Source organism: Mesorhizobium sp. M8A.F.Ca.ET.165.01.1.1, from assembly GCF_004792065.1.
Classification (GTDB): domain Bacteria; phylum Pseudomonadota; class Alphaproteobacteria; order Rhizobiales; family Rhizobiaceae; genus Mesorhizobium.
In genome coordinates this window covers 312,157-331,671 of record NZ_SRTH01000002.1, presented here as the reverse complement: position 1 = coordinate 331,671, position 19,515 = coordinate 312,157, and the positions used below count along the sequence as shown (strand labels likewise).

At 63.3% G+C, this 19,515-nt stretch carries 21 protein-coding genes; 10 read left to right on the top strand and 11 right to left on the bottom strand.

The annotated features are described in order from the left end of the window. Window positions 1–140: 140 nt before the first annotated feature. Window positions 141–350, bottom strand: coding sequence for a cold-shock protein (locus EN808_RS06190; RefSeq protein WP_010915421.1), 210 nt, complete (start codon window positions 348–350; stop codon window positions 141–143). Window positions 351–616: 266 nt separating this feature from the next. Continuing rightward, a complete protein-coding gene (locus tag EN808_RS06185) occupies window positions 617–1,270 on the bottom strand; it encodes a glutathione S-transferase family protein (RefSeq protein WP_135915377.1) in 654 nt (217 codons plus the stop codon). Between the two features lie 154 nt (window positions 1,271–1,424). Between EN808_RS06185 and EN808_RS06180 the strand changes: the two genes are divergently transcribed. Beyond that, complete coding sequence (locus EN808_RS06180) at window positions 1,425–1,613, top strand: CsbD family protein (protein WP_167531207.1); 189 nt, start codon at window positions 1,425–1,427, stop codon at window positions 1,611–1,613. 33 nt (window positions 1,614–1,646) lie between these two features. Here the strand turns inward: EN808_RS06180 and EN808_RS06175 are convergent, their stop codons facing one another. After that, window positions 1,647–2,780, bottom strand: coding sequence for a metallophosphoesterase (locus tag EN808_RS06175; protein WP_135915376.1), 1,134 nt, complete (start codon window positions 2,778–2,780; stop codon window positions 1,647–1,649). Window positions 2,781–2,913: 133 nt separating this feature from the next. On the opposite strand from EN808_RS06175, the gene EN808_RS06170 reads away from it, so the two are divergent. Continuing rightward, complete coding sequence (locus EN808_RS06170; RefSeq protein ID WP_245464502.1) at window positions 2,914–3,222, top strand: hypothetical protein; 309 nt, start codon at window positions 2,914–2,916, stop codon at window positions 3,220–3,222. A 62-nt stretch (window positions 3,223–3,284) separates the two neighbouring features. On the opposite strand, the gene EN808_RS06165 is transcribed toward EN808_RS06170, so the two are convergent. Further along, window positions 3,285–3,914, bottom strand: a complete 630-nt coding sequence (locus tag EN808_RS06165; RefSeq protein WP_189521789.1) for a TetR/AcrR family transcriptional regulator — start codon at window positions 3,912–3,914, stop codon at window positions 3,285–3,287. A 148-nt stretch (window positions 3,915–4,062) separates the two neighbouring features. Here EN808_RS06165 and EN808_RS06160 point away from each other — a divergent pair, with 148 nt between their 5' ends. Next, on the top strand, window positions 4,063–4,830 hold the full coding sequence (locus EN808_RS06160) for an NIPSNAP family protein (protein WP_135915374.1): 768 nt from the start codon (window positions 4,063–4,065) through the stop codon (window positions 4,828–4,830). Here EN808_RS06160 and EN808_RS06155 read toward each other — a convergent pair whose 3' ends face one another. Together EN808_RS06155 and choX are read right to left on the bottom strand one after the other, a co-directional pair. Next, a complete protein-coding gene (locus EN808_RS06155; protein WP_189524068.1) occupies window positions 4,831–5,664 on the bottom strand; it encodes an alpha/beta hydrolase in 834 nt (277 codons plus the stop codon). It lies immediately after the preceding gene. Further along, on the bottom strand, window positions 5,661–6,599 hold the full coding sequence (choX, locus tag EN808_RS06150; RefSeq protein WP_135915373.1) for a choline ABC transporter substrate-binding protein: 939 nt from the start codon (window positions 6,597–6,599) through the stop codon (window positions 5,661–5,663). Before choX ends, EN808_RS06155 begins: the two co-directional genes overlap by 4 nt. An 80-nt stretch (window positions 6,600–6,679) precedes the next feature. On the opposite strand from choX, the gene betI reads away from it, so the two are divergent. The 5 genes from betI to EN808_RS06125 all read left to right on the top strand — a co-directional run bounded on the left by betI (window position 6,680) and on the right by EN808_RS06125 (window position 11,331). Beyond that, on the top strand, window positions 6,680–7,318 hold the full coding sequence (betI, locus tag EN808_RS06145; RefSeq protein ID WP_135915372.1) for a transcriptional regulator BetI: 639 nt from the start codon (window positions 6,680–6,682) through the stop codon (window positions 7,316–7,318). 109 nt (window positions 7,319–7,427) lie between these two features. Continuing rightward, the gene (locus EN808_RS06140) at window positions 7,428–8,201 is read left to right on the top strand and encodes an SDR family oxidoreductase (RefSeq protein ID WP_135915371.1); all 774 of its coding nucleotides are present in this window, start codon (window positions 7,428–7,430) and stop codon (window positions 8,199–8,201) included. Window positions 8,202–8,518: 317 nt separating this feature from the next. After that, entirely contained in the window at window positions 8,519–9,916 is a 1,398-nt protein-coding gene (gene fumC / locus EN808_RS06135; RefSeq protein ID WP_135863853.1) for a class II fumarate hydratase, read from the top strand. A 446-nt stretch (window positions 9,917–10,362) separates the two neighbouring features. Continuing rightward, complete coding sequence (locus EN808_RS06130; protein WP_135863851.1) at window positions 10,363–10,785, top strand: DoxX family protein; 423 nt, start codon at window positions 10,363–10,365, stop codon at window positions 10,783–10,785. 123 nt (window positions 10,786–10,908) lie between these two features. Further along, entirely contained in the window at window positions 10,909–11,331 is a 423-nt protein-coding gene (locus EN808_RS06125) for a DoxX family protein (RefSeq protein WP_135863849.1), read from the top strand. Here the strand turns inward: EN808_RS06125 and ppx are convergent, their stop codons facing one another. Both ppx and EN808_RS06115 read right to left on the bottom strand, forming a co-directional pair. Then, window positions 11,332–12,867 carry an exopolyphosphatase gene (ppx, locus tag EN808_RS06120; protein ID WP_135863846.1) on the bottom strand — a complete coding sequence of 512 codons (1,536 nt, stop codon included), beginning with the start codon at window positions 12,865–12,867 and terminating at the stop codon, window positions 11,332–11,334. Next, a complete protein-coding gene (locus EN808_RS06115) occupies window positions 12,867–15,059 on the bottom strand; it encodes an RNA degradosome polyphosphate kinase (protein WP_127277326.1) in 2,193 nt (730 codons plus the stop codon). The genes ppx and EN808_RS06115 overlap by 1 nt, the downstream gene beginning before the upstream one ends. Window positions 15,060–15,226: 167 nt before the next feature. On the opposite strand from EN808_RS06115, the gene EN808_RS06110 reads away from it, so the two are divergent. After that, window positions 15,227–15,472, top strand: coding sequence for a zinc-finger domain-containing protein (locus EN808_RS06110; RefSeq protein WP_015318409.1), 246 nt, complete (start codon window positions 15,227–15,229; stop codon window positions 15,470–15,472). 20 nt (window positions 15,473–15,492) lie between these two features. Further along, window positions 15,493–16,731, top strand: coding sequence for an FAD-dependent monooxygenase (locus EN808_RS06105; protein ID WP_135915370.1), 1,239 nt, complete (start codon window positions 15,493–15,495; stop codon window positions 16,729–16,731). A 17-nt stretch (window positions 16,732–16,748) separates the two neighbouring features. On the opposite strand, the gene EN808_RS06100 is transcribed toward EN808_RS06105, so the two are convergent. The 3 genes from EN808_RS06100 to EN808_RS06090 form a co-directional block, all read right to left on the bottom strand. Then, window positions 16,749–17,414 (bottom strand): TIGR02117 family protein, encoded by a 666-nt coding sequence (locus tag EN808_RS06100; protein ID WP_135863842.1) that lies wholly within the window; start codon window positions 17,412–17,414, stop codon window positions 16,749–16,751. Window positions 17,415–17,527: 113 nt separating this feature from the next. Then, window positions 17,528–18,331: an amino acid ABC transporter ATP-binding protein gene (locus EN808_RS06095; protein WP_127277334.1), complete on the bottom strand. Its 804-nt coding sequence runs from the start codon at window positions 18,329–18,331 to the stop codon at window positions 17,528–17,530. A 24-nt stretch (window positions 18,332–18,355) separates the two neighbouring features. After that, window positions 18,356–19,513 carry an amino acid ABC transporter permease gene (locus tag EN808_RS06090; protein ID WP_127277336.1) on the bottom strand — a complete coding sequence of 386 codons (1,158 nt, stop codon included), beginning with the start codon at window positions 19,511–19,513 and terminating at the stop codon, window positions 18,356–18,358. Window positions 19,514–19,515: the final 2 nt, after the last annotated feature.

Below are 19,515 nucleotides of genomic sequence, written 5' to 3'. Positions count from 1 at the left end.
GCATCCAACTGGATGCACAAGCTGGCTCCTGATGGGCAGCACAAACCTTGGAAACTCAGGTTTCCCGTGGCAATGCGCCCGAATTCGCCGTTCACCAGTGCCAGTACATCCGTGGTCACCGGGACGGCTGAATTCTTACTTCACGCCGCCTTCAACTGGTCGGCGGACATCTTGCCCGACTTGTTGTCGCGGACCATCTCGTAGCCGAGCTTCTGGCCCTCGACGATGTCGCGCATGCCGGCGCGTTCCACGGCCGAGATGTGGACAAAAACGTCGGCGGAGCCGTCGTCAGGCTGAATAAAACCAAAACCTTTGGTGGCGTTGAACCACTTAACTGTGCCGGTGCTCATGACGAACCCTTTCCATGGCAAATATTCGTTCGCCGTCATGCGGATGCACAACGTCGTTTGTCTCGATTTTTGATGTGGGAAGTTCGTCAAAGGCGCGCTCGAAAGCGCGGATAACAAAAGTCAGTCAAACAAATATCGACGAATTTCTTCTACGCGTGTTTCAGACGCCTGTCAAACGTTGCGCCATCGAGCCGAAAATCCGCCAGATGAAAAAACGCCGCAAGTGGTCGATCCCGACCCCTGGGGAAGATCGTTCCGCACAGACCCTACTCGTCCGGCCCCGGCTCCGGCCATGTCTCCCTGGCTGCCTCGGCGTACCATTGGCGCATGGCCGGCGTTGCCAGAACCGCGTCGACATAAGCCCTAGTGTCGGGCGCCAGATCGCCGCCATAGGTGTCGAAACGGGTGACGACGGGCGCGTACATGGCATCGGCCGCGGTGAAATGGCCGAACAGAAACGGGCCGTCCTTGCCATGTTTCTCACGGCACTCGCGCCACAGCGCCTCGATGCGGGCACGTTGGATCTCGCCTTCGGCGTCGAGCGGCTTGTGCCCCTTGGGCCGGCGCAAGTTCATCGGCCAGCCATAGCGGACTTCGCGAAACCCGGAATGCATCTCGGTCGCCGCCGAACGCGCCAGCGCCCGGGCGCCGATATCGGCCGGCCAGAGTTCTTTCTCCGGAAAGAGGTCGGCGAGATATTCAAGGATGGCAAGGGTTTCCCAGACGATCCTTCCCTTGTGATTCAGGACGGGCACCTGACCGGTCGGCGACACTTTCGCCAGGTTGGCCGCGGTTTCCGGCGTGCGCAGCCGCACGAATCCCTCCTCGAATGGTATCTCCAGGTGCCGCATCGCCACCCAGGGCCTGAGCGACCAGGATGAAAAGCACTTGTTGCCGATATAAAGCGTGAATTCCGACATCTGTCCCCCTTTGGCGGTGTTGCTTCTTGCGGAGTGCGCTGGCCGGCACTCTAGCCTGCCGACCCGGCCGCCGAAAGGCACCTGTCTTGCCGACCCAAGCAGCGGCTGCTGGAACCGAAACCGTGCCGGCTCGTTTGCCCAGGCGAACCAGGAGATGCGAAAAATGGTGAACAAGGATCAGGTGGCCGGCGTCGCCAAGCAGGTGAAAGGCTCGATCAAGCAGGCTGCCGGCAAAGCGACCGGCAACAGGCAGACACAGGCCGAAGGCATGGCCGACAAGGCCACCGGCAAGGTGCAGAAGGCCTATGGCGACGTGAAGGACAAGGTCAAGAAATCGCTTTGATCGCTGTGGAAGGGCCGCGTCGAGCGGCCCTTTTCACGTCTTCAGCGATTTGCTGAAGGCGTTGGTGAAAATCACATCGCCATCATCGTCGCTGGCTTCACCCAACACGACGTCCAGACTGTCGTCGGTGACACGCGCCAGAGCAAAGCCACCCATATAGGCCGCTTTCGGCTTGAAGAGATCGAGGCTGTCGCGTTGATAGATCATCGGCACCTCATGCTGATGACCGTGGAAGATGGCGATAACGTTGTAGCCCTTCAGGGCCGCCAGCAATGCCCGACGGTCCGCATCGCTCCACCAATGCGACGCTCCCTTGCCTTCGTTGTCAAACGCCCTCCTGGCGGGGTCCCACCGCTCCGTCGAAAAAACGTCCCAGCCATAGTGCTGGAACAGGATGACCGGGCGGCCGTCGGCGGCATAGGTCGCCAGATCCTGCTTGAGCCAAGGCAGGCTGTTGTCGGCGCCATGGCCGGTGTCGCCGGCGAAGCGATGGGTCTGCACCAGATGCAGGCCGCCCCAGTCCCATGAATAGCAGTCGGTGTCGACATCGTAGCTGGTGGCCGGCACCGGCGGCTTGAAGAACACGCCGGCGCGATGATTGACCTCGACATAGTCGCGCATTTCGCGCCGGTACCAGTCGACATGGTGCGGCGGCCCGTTCTGGTCGAGGTCGTGATTGCCGAGGCCGACATAAACCGGAACATGCACGCGGTCGGGGCCCATGCCTTGCTGATAGCGCTGGCTGAACTGCAGGAGTTGGGTGCCTTCGCTGGGCTCGGTGATCTGGCCGCCGCCATCGTCGGTGATGTCACCGCCGACGACAAGGCCGAGCGGCGTGCCGATGCGGCTACCGGCAGGCCGCAGGCCGGTGGCGATGGCGTTGATCTCGGCCGGCCACTCCTTGTCACCGATGGCGTTCAACGCCGCGACGTTGCGCAGCAGCGCCGCGTCCGTCTTGCCTTCCAGCTGGCAATTGGGGCTCAAGCCGCTCGCCATGCGGCAGGCATGGACATCGGCGACGAACAGGAAGGTGGCGTCGACAGGCTGGATGCGCTGCCCGGTCTGACCGAACGCCGGGCGTGAAAGCGCACCGGCGGCGGCAAGACCGGCGGCCTGCAGCAGAAAACCACGGCGCGAAAGCAATATGGAGGAAGGGCGATTCATCATCGGGATTTCAACATGGAGGGCGGGCGGCAGTAAAGTTCAGTCCTCGCCACGGCGATCGCCGCAGGAAAGAGCCGCCATCGAGGTTTTTCGCGACAGCGAGACGGGTCGGCTGGCAATTGTCCCGTTTGCCGATTTGCGAAAACTGTTTCCACTCAAGGCGGGAGCCAAGAGCACGATCGAGTTCGTCGAGCTGTCGCCCAGCAAGCAACCGAATGCCACCAAGACACTGACGCTGGCCAAGGAGACGTTCAGCCTGGGCGACTGCAAATACAATGTGCTCGCCGTCACGGAGACCTTCAAGAGCGGAGGCGGAGAGACACTCGACGCCTTCACGGCACTCTATTCACCCGATCTGCAGGCCGCTCTCGCCCGGCGCTACGATGAAGGCACCAGCGCGGAATCAGTGAACGGCTACGAGACGATCAAGCCTTTGGCCGACTAGATCTAGGAACCGGCTGTCCGCGCTCGCCGCGGCATCGCCGCAAAGCTGGGCTGTAGCCTGCCTCAAATGCCGCCGTACCGCCGCAGCACCCTGCGACGTCGCCTCGCCCCCGGATCGCCCTGCGATGATGCCGCTTGCGCGGCGCTCTCGAACGCCGCAAGGCAATCGCGCAACGGGCTGGCGTCCTGCGCTGCCTTGGCCATCGACATGGCACCGGAATAGGCGGCGACGGCAACCATCGCAAACTGCCGGGGGTCCGTGCCTTGCTCCCTGCCCTCCTGCTGGTCGGCGCTGATCTTGTCGGCGATCGCCTGCCGCCATGCAGCGAAGATGCCGGCAAGCGCAATCCGGAACTCGGGATCGGCGAGCGAGAGCTCATGCGCCAGATTGTTGAGCGGGCAGCCGCGCACGAAACCTTGCCGTTCCAGTTCCGCCGCCACGGCTTCGAACACCTGACGCACGCCATCACGCGCCGAAGCCGCCGCTTGCACCGGGGCGATCCACGTTTCCTCGACCGCCGCCGCCACACGCTCGTCGATGACCGCCAGCGCCAGTGCCTTCTTGGTGGGGAAATGATGATGCAGCGCGCCAGCGCTGACGCCCGCCGCCGCCATCAGGTCGCCGAGGCTGGAGGCATGATAGCCGCGCGCCTGAAACGCGTCTTCCGCGACATCGAGCATTTTCCGGCGCATGCCCTCAGGGTCGTTGATGCGTTTGCCTCGGGCTCGCCTTGGCCGGATGTCGAGCTCTGCTGACATTCTCGAAGGATAGCATGTTGGCAAAACAGGGCAACCGGTCTGTTTATAAACCGGGTGATCAACCTGTTTTGGAGAACGCCGGATGAACCCGACCCCGAATGCCACGCCGAAGCCGGCGGCACTCGCCTCACCGATCGTCGAATTGCGCCAGTACACGTTGAAGCCCGGCCGGCGCGAAACGTTGATCGAGATCTTCGACACGGAGTTCATCGAAAGCCAGGAAGACGCGGGGATGACCATCATCGGCCAATTCCGTGACCTGGACCGCCCCGACATGTTCGTCTGGATGCGCGGCTTCGACAGCATGGATGCCCGCAAGGACGCTCTGGGCGCGTTCTATGACGGCCCTGTATGGGCCGCACACCGCGATGCCGCCAATGCGACGATGATCGATTCCGACGATGTGTTGCTGCTGCGACCGGCGTGGCCGGATGCCGGCTTCGATCTGTCGGGGCTGCGCCGGCCATCGGCGGCCAAAAGCACAAGCGATCGGAATGGGTTGCCCGGTCTGGTTGAGATTTCGATTCATCATTTGCGGCCGGGCACCGGGGCCGATGTCGCCGGGCGCTTCCGGGCGGAGATGGTTGCGCGGCTTGCCCAGAACGGCGCGCGTCTGCTCGGCGCCTTCGTGACGGAGCCGGCCGCAAACACGTTCCCGCGACTTCCCGTGCGCGCCGGAGAAGACGTCTTCGTCGCCGTTACCGGCTTCCACGACGCCGATGCCCATGCCAACCATAGCCTCGCCGCTTCGCCGGCGTGGCGGGCGCTCATTCAGAGCATGCAAGCCGTCAGCACAAAGCCGGCAGAGACGTTGCGGCTGGTGCCCACGGCCCGATCGCTGTTGAGATGATCAGCGGCCGGTCAACATTTCCGCGATCGCCGAGGCGACAAAGGCCGGGTCCTCCCAGTGGGGATTGTGACCGCAATTTTGCGCCCGGACGAGACTGGATCCGGTCAGCGCCTCGGCCAAAGCCTGCTGGTGCGCCTCGCCGAAAAGTGGGTCGCAGGCGCCGGCGATGATCAGCGTCCGGGTCCGTACCGCCCGTGCCTCGGTTGCCAGGTCGGTCATGCGGACTTCCTCGAGAATGCCGCGCCAGCGGGCCGCCGGCATGGCGGAAGCTTCCTTCGCCAGGCCGACGAGAAAAGGCTGCGGTACCGAGGCCCCACATGCATGCCACCAGGCAAAGAACGGATCGGTTGGCGATATCGGGTCGCGCAAGGCCCGGATGCCGACCGGCAATGGATGGTCCGGCGTGAAGCCGGGCTTCAACGCGCTGGCCAGCACGACCAGGCCACCGACCAGGCCCGGATGCCAAGCGGCCAAGGCAATCGCCACCATGCCGCCCAGAGAATGACCGACGACGACAGGCCGGTCCAACCGCAGGTGCCGGATCAACCCGGCAATGTCCTCGGCGAAATCCGCGACGCGGCAGCCGTCGCCCGCTTGCGAGGCACCATGGCCGCGCAAGTCGGGCATGATCAGCCGGCGGCCGGCCAGATGCGGCGCCAGCAGTGAAAAGCTGCGGCTGGTGTCCGTGAAACCATGAATCAGCAACAGCGGCGGCCCGGCGCCGGCGATCTCGACATAGGCGATGTCGAGATCGCCGGTATGGACCCATTGCTTGCGGGCGGCCCAGGCGTCCTGTTCCACCTCGGCAACGGGCAAGGCGTCCGGCAGTCTCACAGGCCGAGCTTTTCCTTGACGGCGGCAAGACCAGGCTTGCCATCGAAAGTGGTGACACCGGCGAGCCAGGCATCGAGGCGGTTCTTGTTCAGCGTGATCGCCTTCAGCGCCCCGTCCTCCGGCTTCATGCCGTCATTGATGAGGTAGCCCATGCCGACATTCTCGAAGTCGATGTCGAAGACGAGATTTCCGAGGAGCCGCGCGACGTTCGGACATTCCTGCAGGTAGCCCTTGCGGACCTGCGTCGTCACCGTCGCGGCGCCGAAATTCGGGCCGAAGAATTTGTCGCCGCCGGTCAGGTACTTGAAGTCGTACATGGTGTTCATGGGATGCGGCGCCCAGCCCTGGAAGACGATGAACTGCTTCTCCTTGATCTCGTAGCCGACCTCCGACAGCATGCCGGCTTCGCTGGACTCGACCACGTGCCAGCCATCGAGGCCAAAAGCCGGATCGGCGATGGCATCCATCATCAGCTGGTTGGAGCCGGGCTCGATGCCGTACATCTTCTTGCCGAACTTGTCGGCGAACTTGTGCAGGTCGGAGACGTCCTTGACCCCTGCCTCCCAGACATAGGTCGGTACGGCAAACGTGTATTTGGCGCCGACGAGATTGACTCGCACATTCTCGATCGAACCGTCCTTCTTGTAGGGCTCGTAATAAGTGACCATCGCCGGGTCCCAGTAACCCAGGAACAGGTCGAGATCGCGGTTCTTCATGCCTTCGTAGATGACGTTGATGCCGAGCACCTCGCTCTGTGGCTGATAGCCCAGCGCTTGCAGAAGCACATTGCCCACACCCGTGGTGAAAGCGAGATCGTTCCAGCCGGGCTCGGCCATGCGGACCACGCGGCATTGCTCGGCGTCCGCCGCCTGGGCCGCCTGCGAGGCCAGGGCCAGCGCGGCAAGCCAGGCTCCGTTTGCAAGGATGCGCAACATTCCGTTCTCCTCATTGCTCAAATTGACCAATCGGTCTTTTTATTATCCCACTGGTCAACGATTGATCTCGCGGGACGAAAATGTCAACGTGGATTCGTGATGCATGGAACGATCCCGTGAAACTGAAGCGCCTCGGCGACATACGCCGCAAGGAATTGCGGCAGGCGGCCTTCGCGGTTCTGGAGCGCGAAGGCATTGCTGGGGCCACGCTGGAAAAGGTCGCCGCCCAGGCCGGTGCCTCCAAAGGCATCGTGCTGCACTACTTCCGCAACAAGCAGGAACTGTTCGAGCACGCCATGCGCGAGGCCAACGCGGTCCTGGGCGACGCGGTGGTCGCAAGGCTTCGCCAGGCACGGACGTCGATGGAACGCCTGGATGCGGTGATCGAGGGCAATTTCGAGGAGCATCTCTTCCTGCCGCCTCTTTGCCATGCCTGGCTTTCGCTCTGCGCCGAGGTGCCGCGCGATGAAAAGCTGGCGCGCATCCAGAAGGTGATCCACGGGCGCATGCGCTCGAACCTGTTGTCCGGCCTGCGCGGCCTCGCCTCACCCAGCGAGGCCGACGACATCGCGCTTGGCGTCACGGCCTTGATCGACGGACTTTGGCTTCGCCTCGGCCTGCAGCCAGGCAGCGTCTCGCGCGAACAGGCGATCCAGCAGGTCAAGACCTATGTCGCCGCTCGGCTGGCCACTCGGGATCGCTCGACCGCCCGCGCGTGAGCAGTCGGCTGCCGAAGTTCATACCCTGGGATAGCCCGATGGCTTGACCCCGTCGCGCACATGCGGTGCGATCCCTCTGTTTGATGCCAAACACATGGTGAGGTGAGCGATGAGGCTTCACGGCAAGCGGGCGTTGATCACCGGTGGATCGGACGGCATCGGCCTGGCGATCGCCGAGGCATTCCTGCGCGAGGGCGCCGATGTGCTGATCGTCGGCCGCGACGCGGGCAAGCTCGAAGCCGCTCGCCAGAAGCTGACGGCTTCCGGCCCGGTCGGCACCGTTGAGACATTGTCGGCCGATCTCGCCACCAGCCCCGGCATAGCAGCGGCGGTCGAGCACGCGAAAGCTTCCGGCCGGCCGCTCGACGTTCTCGTCAACAATGCCGGTGTTGCCTATCTCGTGCCATTCGAGACCGTCAGCGAGGCGCAGTTCCAGCACTCCTTCGCGCTCAATGTGTCGGCGGCCTTCTTCCTCACACAGGGGCTGCTGCAGCATTTCGGCACCGGCGCATCCGTCATCAACATCTCGTCCTACTTCGCCGACAAGATGATCCCGAAGCGTCCGTCCAGCCTCTACTCCCTGTCCAAGGGCGCGCTGAATTCGCTGACCAAATCGCTCGCCTTCGAACTTGGCCCGCAAGGCATCCGCGTCAACGCCATCGCGCCCGGCACGGTCGACACGGCCATGCGGCGCAAGACCGTCGACAACCTGCCGGTCGAGGCAAAGGCGGAGCTGAAAGCCTATGTCGAGCGCAGCTATCCGCTGGGCCGCATCGGCCGCCCTGACGACCTCGCCGGGATGGCGGTCTATCTTGCCAGCGACGAGGCCGCCTGGACCAGCGGCGCGATCTTTATCATCGACGGCGGCTATACGGCAGGGTGAGGACAGCTAATCTCCCCCTTGTGGGGGAGATGGCCGGCAGGCCAGAGGGGGCGCTGTCCCGCCAGCCTTCCGCTCCTGCTCGAAGGTCGCGGAAAGGATTGTCGATGCGCAATTCCGGGCCGCCGTGTCCGTTATCTCATCTTCCAGACGCCGCGATCCTTCGCGCCCCCCTCTGCCCTGCCGGGCATCCTCCCCACGAGGGGGGAGATTGACCTTTCCTTCAACCGATTTGCATCCGCACCCGCGTCATTCTCCGCTTGAAGCCATTTGTGCAACGCGATACGCCCTTGCGCAAATCGACAGACCGGAGATTTCCCGTGAGCGCTGAAAAGACCAGAACTGAAACCGATACGTTCGGCCCCATCGAGGTTGCCGCCGACCGGTATTGGGGCGCGCAGGCACAGCGTTCCCTGGGAAACTTCAAGATCGGTTGGGAAAAGCAGCCGGCTTCGATCGTGCGCGCGCTGGGTATCGTCAAGCGGGCGGCGGCGGAAGCCAATATGGAACTCAAGCGGCTCGATCCGGCCATCGGCAAGGCGATCATCGAGGCCGCGCAAGAGGTCATCGACGGCAAGCTCAACGATCATTTCCCGCTGGTGGTCTGGCAGACCGGCTCGGGCACGCAGTCCAACATGAACGCCAACGAGGTGATCTCGAACCGCGCGATCGAAATGCTGGGCGGCGTCATGGGCTCGAAGAAGCCGGTGCACCCGAACGACCACGTCAATATGAGCCAGTCGTCGAACGACACCTACCCGACGGCCATGCACATTGCCTGCGCCGAGCGCATCGTGCACGACCTCTTGCCGGCGCTGAAGCACCTGCACAAGGCGCTCGCCGCCAAGAGCCGGGACTTCAATCACATCATCAAGATCGGCCGCACCCACACGCAGGATGCCACCCCCCTTACCCTCGGCCAGGAATTCTCCGGCTACGCGGCGCAGGTCGCCTCGTCGATCAAGCGCATCGAATTGACGCTGCCCGGCCTGCAGGAACTGGCGCAAGGCGGCACCGCCGTGGGTACAGGCCTCAACGCGCCGGTCGGTTTCGCCGAGCGGGTGGCCGATCGTATCGCCGCCATATCGGGAATCACCTTCGTCACCGCGCCGAACAAGTTCGAAGCGCTCGCCGCCCACGATTCCATGGTTTTCTCGCACGGCGCCATCAATGCGGCGGCCGCGGCACTGTTCAAGATCGCCAACGACATCCGTTTCCTTGGCTCCGGCCCGCGCTCGGGCCTCGGTGAATTGTCGCTGCCGGAAAACGAGCCCGGCTCCTCGATCATGCCGGGCAAGGTCAACCCGACCCAGTGCGAAGCGCTGACGCAGGTCTGCGTGCAGGTGTTCGGCAACAATGCGGCGCTGACATTCGCCGGCAGCCAGGGCCATTTCGAGCTCAACGTCTACAATCCGCTGATGGCCTACAACTTCCTCCAGTCGGTGCAGCTGCTGGCCGACGCTTCGGTCTCCTTCACCGACAATTGCGTCGTCGGCATCGAGGCGCGAGAGGACAACATCAAGGCGGCCCTCGACCGTTCGCTGATGCTGGTGACTGCGCTTGCGCCCACCATCGGCTACGACAACGCGGCCAAGATCGCCAAGACCGCGCACAAGAAAGGCACGACGCTGCGCGAGGAAGCGCTGGCAACCGGACTGGTCAGCGAGGCCGACTATGACCGTCTGGTGCGGCCGGAGGACATGACCCATCCGGGGTAGGTCCCTGCGGACAGGCCCAAGAGGTCGTCATTCCAGGGCGATGCAGGAGCGAAGCTCCGTCGCGAAGACCCTGGAATCCATGCCGCTACTTCAGTCGAAGGGCACAACGGTGTAGATCCTCCACCGCTTGCGACCGTTTTGAGGTCGCGGCATGGATCCTCGGGTCTGCGCGCGTCGCTTCGCTCCTTGCTTCGCCCGTGGATGACGACGTCACGAGCGTCTCGGCTAATCTCCGAAGCAAGTGCTCGCAAACTTCGGAACCGAGGATCCCGTTTTGCGGCAGCACAATTTACTTCTCCAACCCAATCCCGCGACACGATTTTCGCGCGCGGCCGCCAATCCCGAAAACATCCTTCCTGTGAACAATGTGTCGCCGCATAGCCGACTTTGGTGAACAGTCGGCATCGTCTATGTGAGTGGTCATTCAACCCATTCGGAGAGCCACCATGTCCATCAACACTTCCGCCGCCGGCGCCGGCACCGCGTCCAACAGTTCTGTCACCATCCTTCTCGGCCGTATCCTGCTCGCAGTCATTTTCCTGCTTTCCGGATTCGGCAAGCTGTCAGCCATTTCCGGCACCGCCGCCTATTTCGGCGGCCTCGGCCTGCCGGCACCGACGGCGACGGCCGTCATCGTCGGCCTGATCGAGCTGCTTGGCGGCCTTGCCGTCCTCGTCGGTTTCCAGACCAGAATCGCCGCCTGGGTGCTCGCGATCTTCACGATCGCAACCGGGCTGGTCGCCCACACCGGCTGGGCCGACCAGATGCAGATGATCCAGTTCCTCAAGAACCTCGCCATCACCGGCGGCTTCCTGCTGCTGGCCTCCTCGGGTGCCGGCGCCTATTCGATCGACGCCAAGCGCGGCTGACGCCTTCCCCTCCCAAGGACCCGAAACAAGCGGCGCGGAATTTTCCGCGCCGCTTTTTCGTTGTGTGATCACAGGCGTAGACTGCAATGGTCGCCGGTGACCGTGCCGGCAAGGGAGGGTGCCATGGGTCGCAATGCATTGCTTATGGTTTCGCGGCTGCTGTTTGCCGTGCTGTTCGTGCCGTCCGGCTTCCAGGCGCTCGCCAATATTGCTGGGACCACCAGCTATTTCTCCGGTCTTGGCCTGCCGCTGCCGGCGCTCGCCGCCTGGGGCACCGGCCTTTTTGAGCTGATAGCGGGGCTGCTGATCCTCGTTGGGTTCCAGACGCGGATCGTTGCACTGCTGCTGGCCGCCTTCTGCATTGCGGCCGGCTATATCGGCCACCATGGCCAAGGCGCCGGCGATGCGACGCTCGCTTTCCTGCACCAGCAGATGCTGATGAAGGATATCGCGATATCGGGCGGTTTCCTGGCGCTTGCCATGGCTGGCGCCGGCGCATGGTCGGCCGACGGGCGAGGCTTCGGCATAGGCGCCGACGCGACTTGACTATTTAACCGACACGCTCTGGCCACCCTCGACCGCCAGCACCAAACGGCGATTGGTGACGCGCGCCAGTTGCGCCAGCCGGCCGGCCGGCCGCTCGCCGTAGAGATCGGATAGCGAAGCCGGCAGCACCAGCGCCAGCACGCCGTTGGCGCGGCTTTCCCATTTCAGCCTGGGCATGATGCCGGGCATCGCGGCCGTCAGCAGGTAGACGACGCGCATCATCGCCGCCAGCACGCGCGCGCGCTCCAACAGGCGCGGCGGCGCCAGCGCCTTGATTTCGGGCGCCACCAATTCATTGAAGACGCCGTCATGACGGTAGGCGTTGGTCAGCGCCAGGTAGGCGCGGCCGGGATGATCGACGCCGATGAAGGACGCATGCGCGATGATGTTGAGCGACTGCTTGCCGCGATATTCCGGATGAGCGCGCCAGCCGATATCGGCAAGCAGGCAGGCGGCATGGCGATAGCGCGCTTCGTCTTCCGTCTCGTCGATGCCGAAAGCCTTGAAGGCCTTGCCGGTCCATTCGACCAGATCATGCGCGTGGTGGACCGAACGCGAGCGCAAAAGCGCAAGCTCCTCGGCGGCCGAGATCAGCGGATCGGCCTTCTGCTCGGCCGTCTCGAGCAGTGAATAGAGAAAGCCTTCGCGCACGCCCTGCGCCGAAACGACGATCCTGGACGGTTGCATCGCCGTCATGATTTCCTGCAGCACGAGCGCGCCGTATGGCAGCAGCGAGCGGCGGTTCTTGGAGACGCCCTCGATACCCCTCACCTTTTCGACCTCGCCCCTGGCCACCTGCTTGAGGAAGGTTTGGGCACTGTCGGCCGATATCTCGTAGTGGTGCATGACGCCGAGCGGGTAGTTGTTCATCTCCATGTGCAGCCTGGCGAGGTTTCGCCAGGTGCCGCCGACGGCGTAGAAAGTCCTGCCCTGCCCGCCCTTCAAGAGCTTGGCCCGGGCCAGTTCCTGGCGTGCGATCTTCTGCGCCTGGACGAGCGAGTTCTTCGCCATGTCCTGCAGGCGCAGGCCGCCGAGCGGCAGCGTGATGCCGTCGCCGATCGCCTCGCCATCGATGTCGATCAGTTCCAGGCTGCCGCCGCCAAGGTCGCCGGCAATACCGTTGGCCGGATGAAAACCTGAGATGACGCCGAGCGCGGAATAATGCGCTTCCTGGCGGCCGGAGAGCACGCGGATCTCGGTCTTGAGCACCTCCTCGGCGCGATGGATGAAATCGGGACCGTTGATCGCCTCACGGGCGGCGGCGGTTGCCAGCACGTACATGTGTTCGGCACCGGCCTGGTCGGAGAGCGCGCGGAAACGGCGAAACTCCTCCATCGAACGCGCCACCCCTTCGGGGTCGAGCTTCCCTGTCGAGACGATGCCGCGGCCGAGGCCGGCCAGCATCTTTTCGTTGAACAGCACGGTCGGCGAACGCGCCAGCCCCTCATAGACGACAAGACGGATCGAATTGGATCCGATGTCGATGATGGACAGCGGTCGGCGGTCCTGCAGCCGGCCCTGGGAATTGAACAGCATCAGGTGGTGGCGTTCTTCTTGCGGCGCTTGAACTGCGCGATTCGCTTGGGCGCATGCGATTTCAGCGCGTCACCCCGTCCCGACAGGCTCGGATTGGTCATGAAATATTCCTGCGCGTTGAACGGTTCCTCGCCCTCCTCCAGCACCACGCGCCGGGAGGTTCCATCAGCCAATACGTCGAAACTTTGCTGATTGTCCATGATGTTGCCCAGCATGATCTGGCCCAGAATCTGTTCATGCACAGTTGGATTGGTGATCGGCACCATGGTCTCGACGCGGCGGTCGAGATTGCGCGGCATCAGGTCGGCCGAGGAGATGTAGACAATCGCCTCGTCCGAGGGAAGGCCATGGCCGTTGCCGAAGCAATAGATACGGCTGTGCTCGAGGAACCGGCCGACGATCGACTTGACCCTGATGTTCTCCGACAGGCCCGGCACCTGCGGCCGCAGACAGCATATGCCGCGCACGACGAGGTCGATTTCCACACCGGCGCGGCTGGCATCGTAGAGCGCATCGATGATGATGGGGTCGACGAGCGCGTTCATCTTCATCCAGATGCGCGCCGGCCGCCCCTCCAACGCATGGGTGATCTCGGCTGAAATGTGCTGGAGGATGCGGTTCCTCAGCGTGAAGGGCGAGATCGCCAGCCGCATTTCGGCGGTCGGCTCGGCATAGCCGGTGATGAAATTGAACAATTGGGCGACGTCGCGGGCAATCGTCGGATCGGTGGTGAAGAAGGACAGGTCGGTGTAGATGCGTGCCGTCACCGGATGGTAATTGCCGGTGCCGAGATGGACGTAGTTGCGCAGCTTGCCGTCCTCGCGCCGTACCACCAGCGACATCTTGGCATGGGTCTTGAGTTCGAGGAACCCGAACACGACCTGCACGCCGGCACGTTCGAGATCGCGCGCCCAGCGGATGTTGGCTTCCTCGTCGAAACGCGCCTTGAGCTCGACCAGCGCCGTCACCGACTTGCCAGCCTCGGCCGCGTCGACCAGCGCACGCACGATCGGGCTGTCGTTGGAGGTGCGATAGAGCGTCTGCTTGATCGCCACAACTTCGGGGTCGGCCATTGCCTGGCGCAGGAACTGCACCACCACGTCGAACGACTCGTAGGGGTGATGAACGACGATGTCCTTCTCGCGGATGGCGGCAAAACAGTCGCCGCCATGCTCGCGGATACGTTCGGGAAAGCGTGGATTGTAGGGCGTGAACTTCAGGTCGTCGCGGGGAACGGAGACGATCTCGGAGATCTGGCTGAGCGCCAGCGGCCCGGTGAGCACGCTGATGCGGCTCGACGAGACGCCAAGCTCGCCGGCGACGAAATCGCGCAATTCCCCCGGCATCAGCATGTCGAACTCGATGCGGATAACCGAACCGCGGCGGCGACGCTTCAGCGCCGTTTCGAACAGCCGCACAAGGTCTTCCGACTCCTCTTCGACCTCGATATCGCTGTCGCGGATGATGCGGAACGTGCCGGAGCCCTTGACCTCGTAGCCGGGGAACAGCTTGCCGATGTAAAGGCCGACCGCCTCCTCCAGCGGAATGAAGCGGACATGGTTCTTGCGGTCCGGAAGGCGGATAAAGCGCTTCAGCGCCACCGGCAGGCGCAGCAATGCGCTCATCTCCTCGCCATTCTTGCGGTGGCGAAGCTGCAGCGCCATGGAGAAGCCGAGATTGGGAATGAACGGGAACGGATGCGCCGGGTCGATCGACAGCGGGGTGAGCACCGGAAACACCTGGTCCTGGAAATGCTCTTCCAGCCAGACCTTTTCGTCCTTGGTCAGCGCATCGCGGGTGATGCTCTCGATGCCTTCCTTGTTGAGCAGAACCGTGAGTGCCGAAAGGCTCTTCTGCTGGTCTTCCTGCAGCCGCTCGACTTCACGCAGCAATTGTTCGAGCTGCTGTTCGGGGGTGCGTCCGTCCGGGCTCTTCAGCACGATGCCCTCGCGCACCTGGCCGGCAAGGCCGGCGACGCGCACCATGAAGAACTCGTCGAGATTGGCGGCCGAGATCGACAGGAAGCGGACGCGCTCCAGCAGCGGGTGATGGGTGTTCAGCGATTCTTCGAGAACGCGGCGATTGAACTGCAGCCAGGAGAACTCGCGGTTGACGAAACGGTCCGGATTGCCTTCCGGGCTCGCTGCCGTGACGTTGTTGAATTCGCTCTGTACCGGCTTCAATTCGTTCATGATTCCCGCTCTTTCGCCCGCCCTGGCCGGTTAACCGGCTTAACTTATCCTGTGGCAGGCTTTTGCGACAGTTCTCTGACAGGCTTTTGCGACAGTTTGATTTCATCGAACTTGCAAAGAGGCTTGATATGATCCAGATGCAGAGAGACTGCGTTAAGGAGACGACGATGGCAGGCGGTTCCATTCCCCATTTCCAGAACGATGCGGGCCATCCGGCAATCGACATCGGGGTCAAGGAATTCATGTGCACGGGCGCCAACCCGCCTTTCGATCATCCGCATGTGTTTCTCGACATGGGCGACGACAATGAGAAAGTCTGCCCCTACTGCTCGACCCTCTACCGCTATTCGCCAAAGCTGAAGGCGACGGAAACCCTGCCCGCGGGCTGCCTCTACATCGACCAGGCCGCCTGAAGCCTTTCGCGGCAAACCGGATGGACGACACGCGCTCCCGGCAAGTCGTCATCGCCGGAGCTGGCATTGCCGGACTGACCGCGGCGGTTGCCTTCGCCGAACGCGGTTATCCCGTGCAGGTGTTCGAGCAGGCGCAGCGCCTTGAAGCGGTCGGCGCGGGCATCCAGCTCTCTCCCAATGCGACACGCATCCTTCGTCAACTCGGCGTGCTCGACCGACTGCTGTCGGCGGTGGTAAGGCCGGAGGCCGTGGTATTGAAGGACGCAAGGACGTTGCGCCAACTGGCGCGCGTGCCGCTAGGGGAAGCCGGCGAGAGCCGCTGGGGCGCGCCCTATCTCGTCGCCCACCGGGCCGATGTGCAGAGCGCGTTGATGGCACGGGTTGCCGAGATACCTGATATCCATCTCACCGTCGGGGCGCGCCTCCAAAGAATTGCGACTGGCAGCCATGGTGTCACGGCGACCGTCGAGATCGGTGGCAATACGGCGGAGGAACAAGGCTCCTTGCTGGTCGGCGCCGATGGCGTCTGGTCGTCGGTGCGCGAGCTTGTCGATGCACAAAGGATGGCATCGCCAAGAAGCCGTTTTTCGGGAGAGTTGGCCTGGCGCACCACCGTCGCGGCAGACAGCAGCGCCGGGCGGGCCTTCGCCGCGATCGGTGCAGCCGATTGCGTCACGACTTTCCTGCATACGGGTTTCCACATGGTCGTCTATCCCGTCAGTAAGGGCGACGCATTCAACCTCGTCGCCTTCACCAAAGGCGAGCGCATTACCGAGGGCTGGTCCGGCCATGCCGATCCCGGCATACTCGCCGCCGCCATGCGCGGCACCGCGCCAGGACTCGTGAAGCTGGTGGAAATAGCCGGCCCGTGGCTGACCTGGCCGCTGCATACCGTCGAACAGAGACAGCCTTGGACAATGCCAGCCGGCATCGCGCTGATCGGCGACGCCGCGCACGCAATGACGCCGTTCGCGGCACAAGGTGCCGCGATGGCGATCGAGGACGCCGCGATGCTCGCCAGCCTGGTCGCCGACTTCCCCGGCGACCTGACGCAAAGCCTCACCATCTGGGAGAAGCTGCGACGACCGCGCATCGAAAAGGTACTGAAACGCGGCGCGCTCAACCGCCTCGCCTGGCACGCCCGGGGACCGGTGGCATTGGCGCGCAATCTGGTCCTGGCGACGCGGCCAGGAGAGAAGCTCGCGGCGGATTTGGATTGGCTTTACGGCTGGGAACAGCAGCAGGTCATCCGTCGCTGAAAGGAGCTGCGGCAAAGCTAATTATACAGCCGCATCGACAACCCAAGCGATGCCGGCAGCGGGTTCCACCAGCCGGTGCGCAGGCCGGCAGTGCGCAGTGCGGCCGCAGCCCAGGTGTTGCAGCCGATCAGCGCGTTGAAACGGCCATTGGCCTCATAAAAACGGTCGAAATTGGAATAGGCGGCATTGTCGATGACGATCGGGCCGCTCGGTCCCTGCTGAAAACTCGCTTCGACAAAGTCGAGCAACGCGGCAAAACGGTCCTCGCCCACGTCGAAGCCGGCGACATCGGGGCGCGGCTCGGAGATATCGCCGGCGACGTCGACATGCATCACCGAAGCATCGAGTGTCAGCGCCTTGAATACCGGCAGCGCCTTCACTTGCGACCATGTCGGCGTTTCCAGGTAGAAGGCGCGCCCGCCCCAGCCGAAGACGAGGTAGCGCACTTCGGGGGCGTCCGAAGGCAGGCCGGCATCGGCAAGAAAACGGAAGCGCCGGCGCACCCCGTCATCCACCGGAATGGCGATGTCGGTGTGGATTGGGTTCTTCAGCACCAATATGCGCCGCGTGCCCTCGCCTGCGGCAGCCGTGGGCCAGAGCGGCCGCGGCACCAGCGTGCCGAGCGACACAGCGAGCACCACTGCGGCAACCAGCATGACCAGCAAACGCAGGAGTTTTTTCATCGGTGCGGCTTCGCGATTCGTCGCGGCTCAATGGAGAAGATCATTATCCGATCGGCCAGACGCAAAAAGCCCGGCCATGGCACGGCCGGGCTTCCCTGATTCCAGTGAAGCGCTCAGTGCAGAATCTGCGACAGGAACAGTTTCGTGCGTTCGTGGCGCGGATGGTCGAAGAACTCGGCCGGCGTGTTCTGCTCGACGATCTGGCCCTGGTCCATGAAGATCACCCGGTTGGCGACTTTCCGCGCAAAACCCATCTCGTGGGTGACGCACAGCATGGTCATGCCCTCTTCGGCCAGCCCCACCATGGTCTCCAGCACTTCCTTGATCATTTCAGGGTCGAGCGCCGAGGTCGGCTCGTCGAACAGCATGATGCGCGGGTTCATGCACAGCGAGCGTGCGATCGCCACGCGCTGCTGCTGGCCGCCGGAAAGCTGGCCCGGATATTTGTTGGCCTGCTCGGGAATCTTGACACGCTTGAGGAAATGCATGGCGATTTCCTCGGCCTGCTTCTTCGGCGTCTTGCGCACCCAGATCGGCGCCAGTGTGCAGTTCTCCAGGATGGTCAGATGCGGGAACAGGTTGAAGTGCTGGAACACCATGCCGACCTCGCGGCGCACCTCGTCGATCTTCTTGAGATCGTTGGTGAGTTCCTTGCCGTCGACGATGATCTTGCCCTTCTGGTGCTCCTCCAGCCGGTTGATGCAGCGGATCATGGTCGATTTGCCCGAGCCGGACGGGCCGCAGATGACGATGCGCTCGCCGCGCATCACTTTCAGGTTGATGTCCTTCAGCACATGGAACTCGCCGTACCATTTGTGCATGGCGACGATGTCGATGGCGACATCGGTGGTGGAAATCTGCATCTTGGCGGCGTTGACCTTGATCTCTTCCGCGCTGACGGCGTTTTCGGTGGCCATGGCTGGGTCCCCTTGTTCTTTTGTTTAGCGTTTGTAGCCGGTGTCGAGTCGGCGTTCCGTGTACATTGAATAGCGCGACATGCCGAAGCAGAACAGCCAGAAGACGAAGGCCGCGAACACAAGACCGGATTTCGCGGTCTGCGCCGTTGCCCAGTTGGCATCGGAGAAGTTCTGCTTGACGATGCCGAGCAGGTCGAACATCGAGATGATGAGGACCAGGCTGGTGTCCTTGAACATGCCGATGAAGGTGTTGACGATGCCGGGAATGACCAGCTTCAGCGCTTGCGGCAACACGATCAAACCCATCTTCTGCCAGTAGCCGAGGCCGAGCGAATCGGCGCCTTCATACTGGCCCTTGGGGATCGCCTGCAGGCCGCCGCGCACGACTTCGGCCATGTAGGCGGCGGCAAACAGCGACACACCGATCAGCGCCCTCAGATATTTGTCGAAGGTGACGCCGGCCGGCAGGAACAGCGGCAGCATGACGCTGACGAAGAACAGCACCGTGATCAGCGGTATGCCGCGCACGGCTTCGATGAAGATGACGCACAGCATCTTGACGATCGGCATCTTCGAGCGCCGGCCGAGCGCCAGCACGGTGCCCAGCGGCAGCGACACGGCGATGCCGACGAAGGACAGGCTCAGCGTGATCAGCAGCCCGCCCCAGCGTGAGGTTTCGACATGCGGCAGGCCGAATATGCCGCCGACCAGAAGGAAGAAGGAAACGATCGGCAGCACCAGGAACAGCAGGATCGCGTTCAACCCCTTGCGCGGCACACGTGGCATCAGCATCGGCACCAGCAGTGCCACGAACAGGATGGCGACCAGGATCGGCCGCCAGCGCTCCTCGACCGGATAGGTGCCGAACATGAACTGGCCGAACTTGGCGTTGACGAAAGCCCAGCAGGCGCCGCTCCAGCCGTCGGGCTGAATACCGCCTTGCGCGACGGTCGCGCAGACCGTGCGGTCCGGCCCGGTCCACTGTGCGTTGATGAACGCCCAGTTGATGACCTGCGGCAGTACCCAGGCGACGATGACGATGCCGAGGATGGTGAGGATGGTGTCGCCGACCGAACCGATCAGGTTCCTGCGCACCCAGGCGACGGGACCGCTGACGCTCGCCGGCGCGGGCTGCGCCAGCGCCATTTCGGTCCGCACCCAGGACATGTCGTGTTCCTGCATGG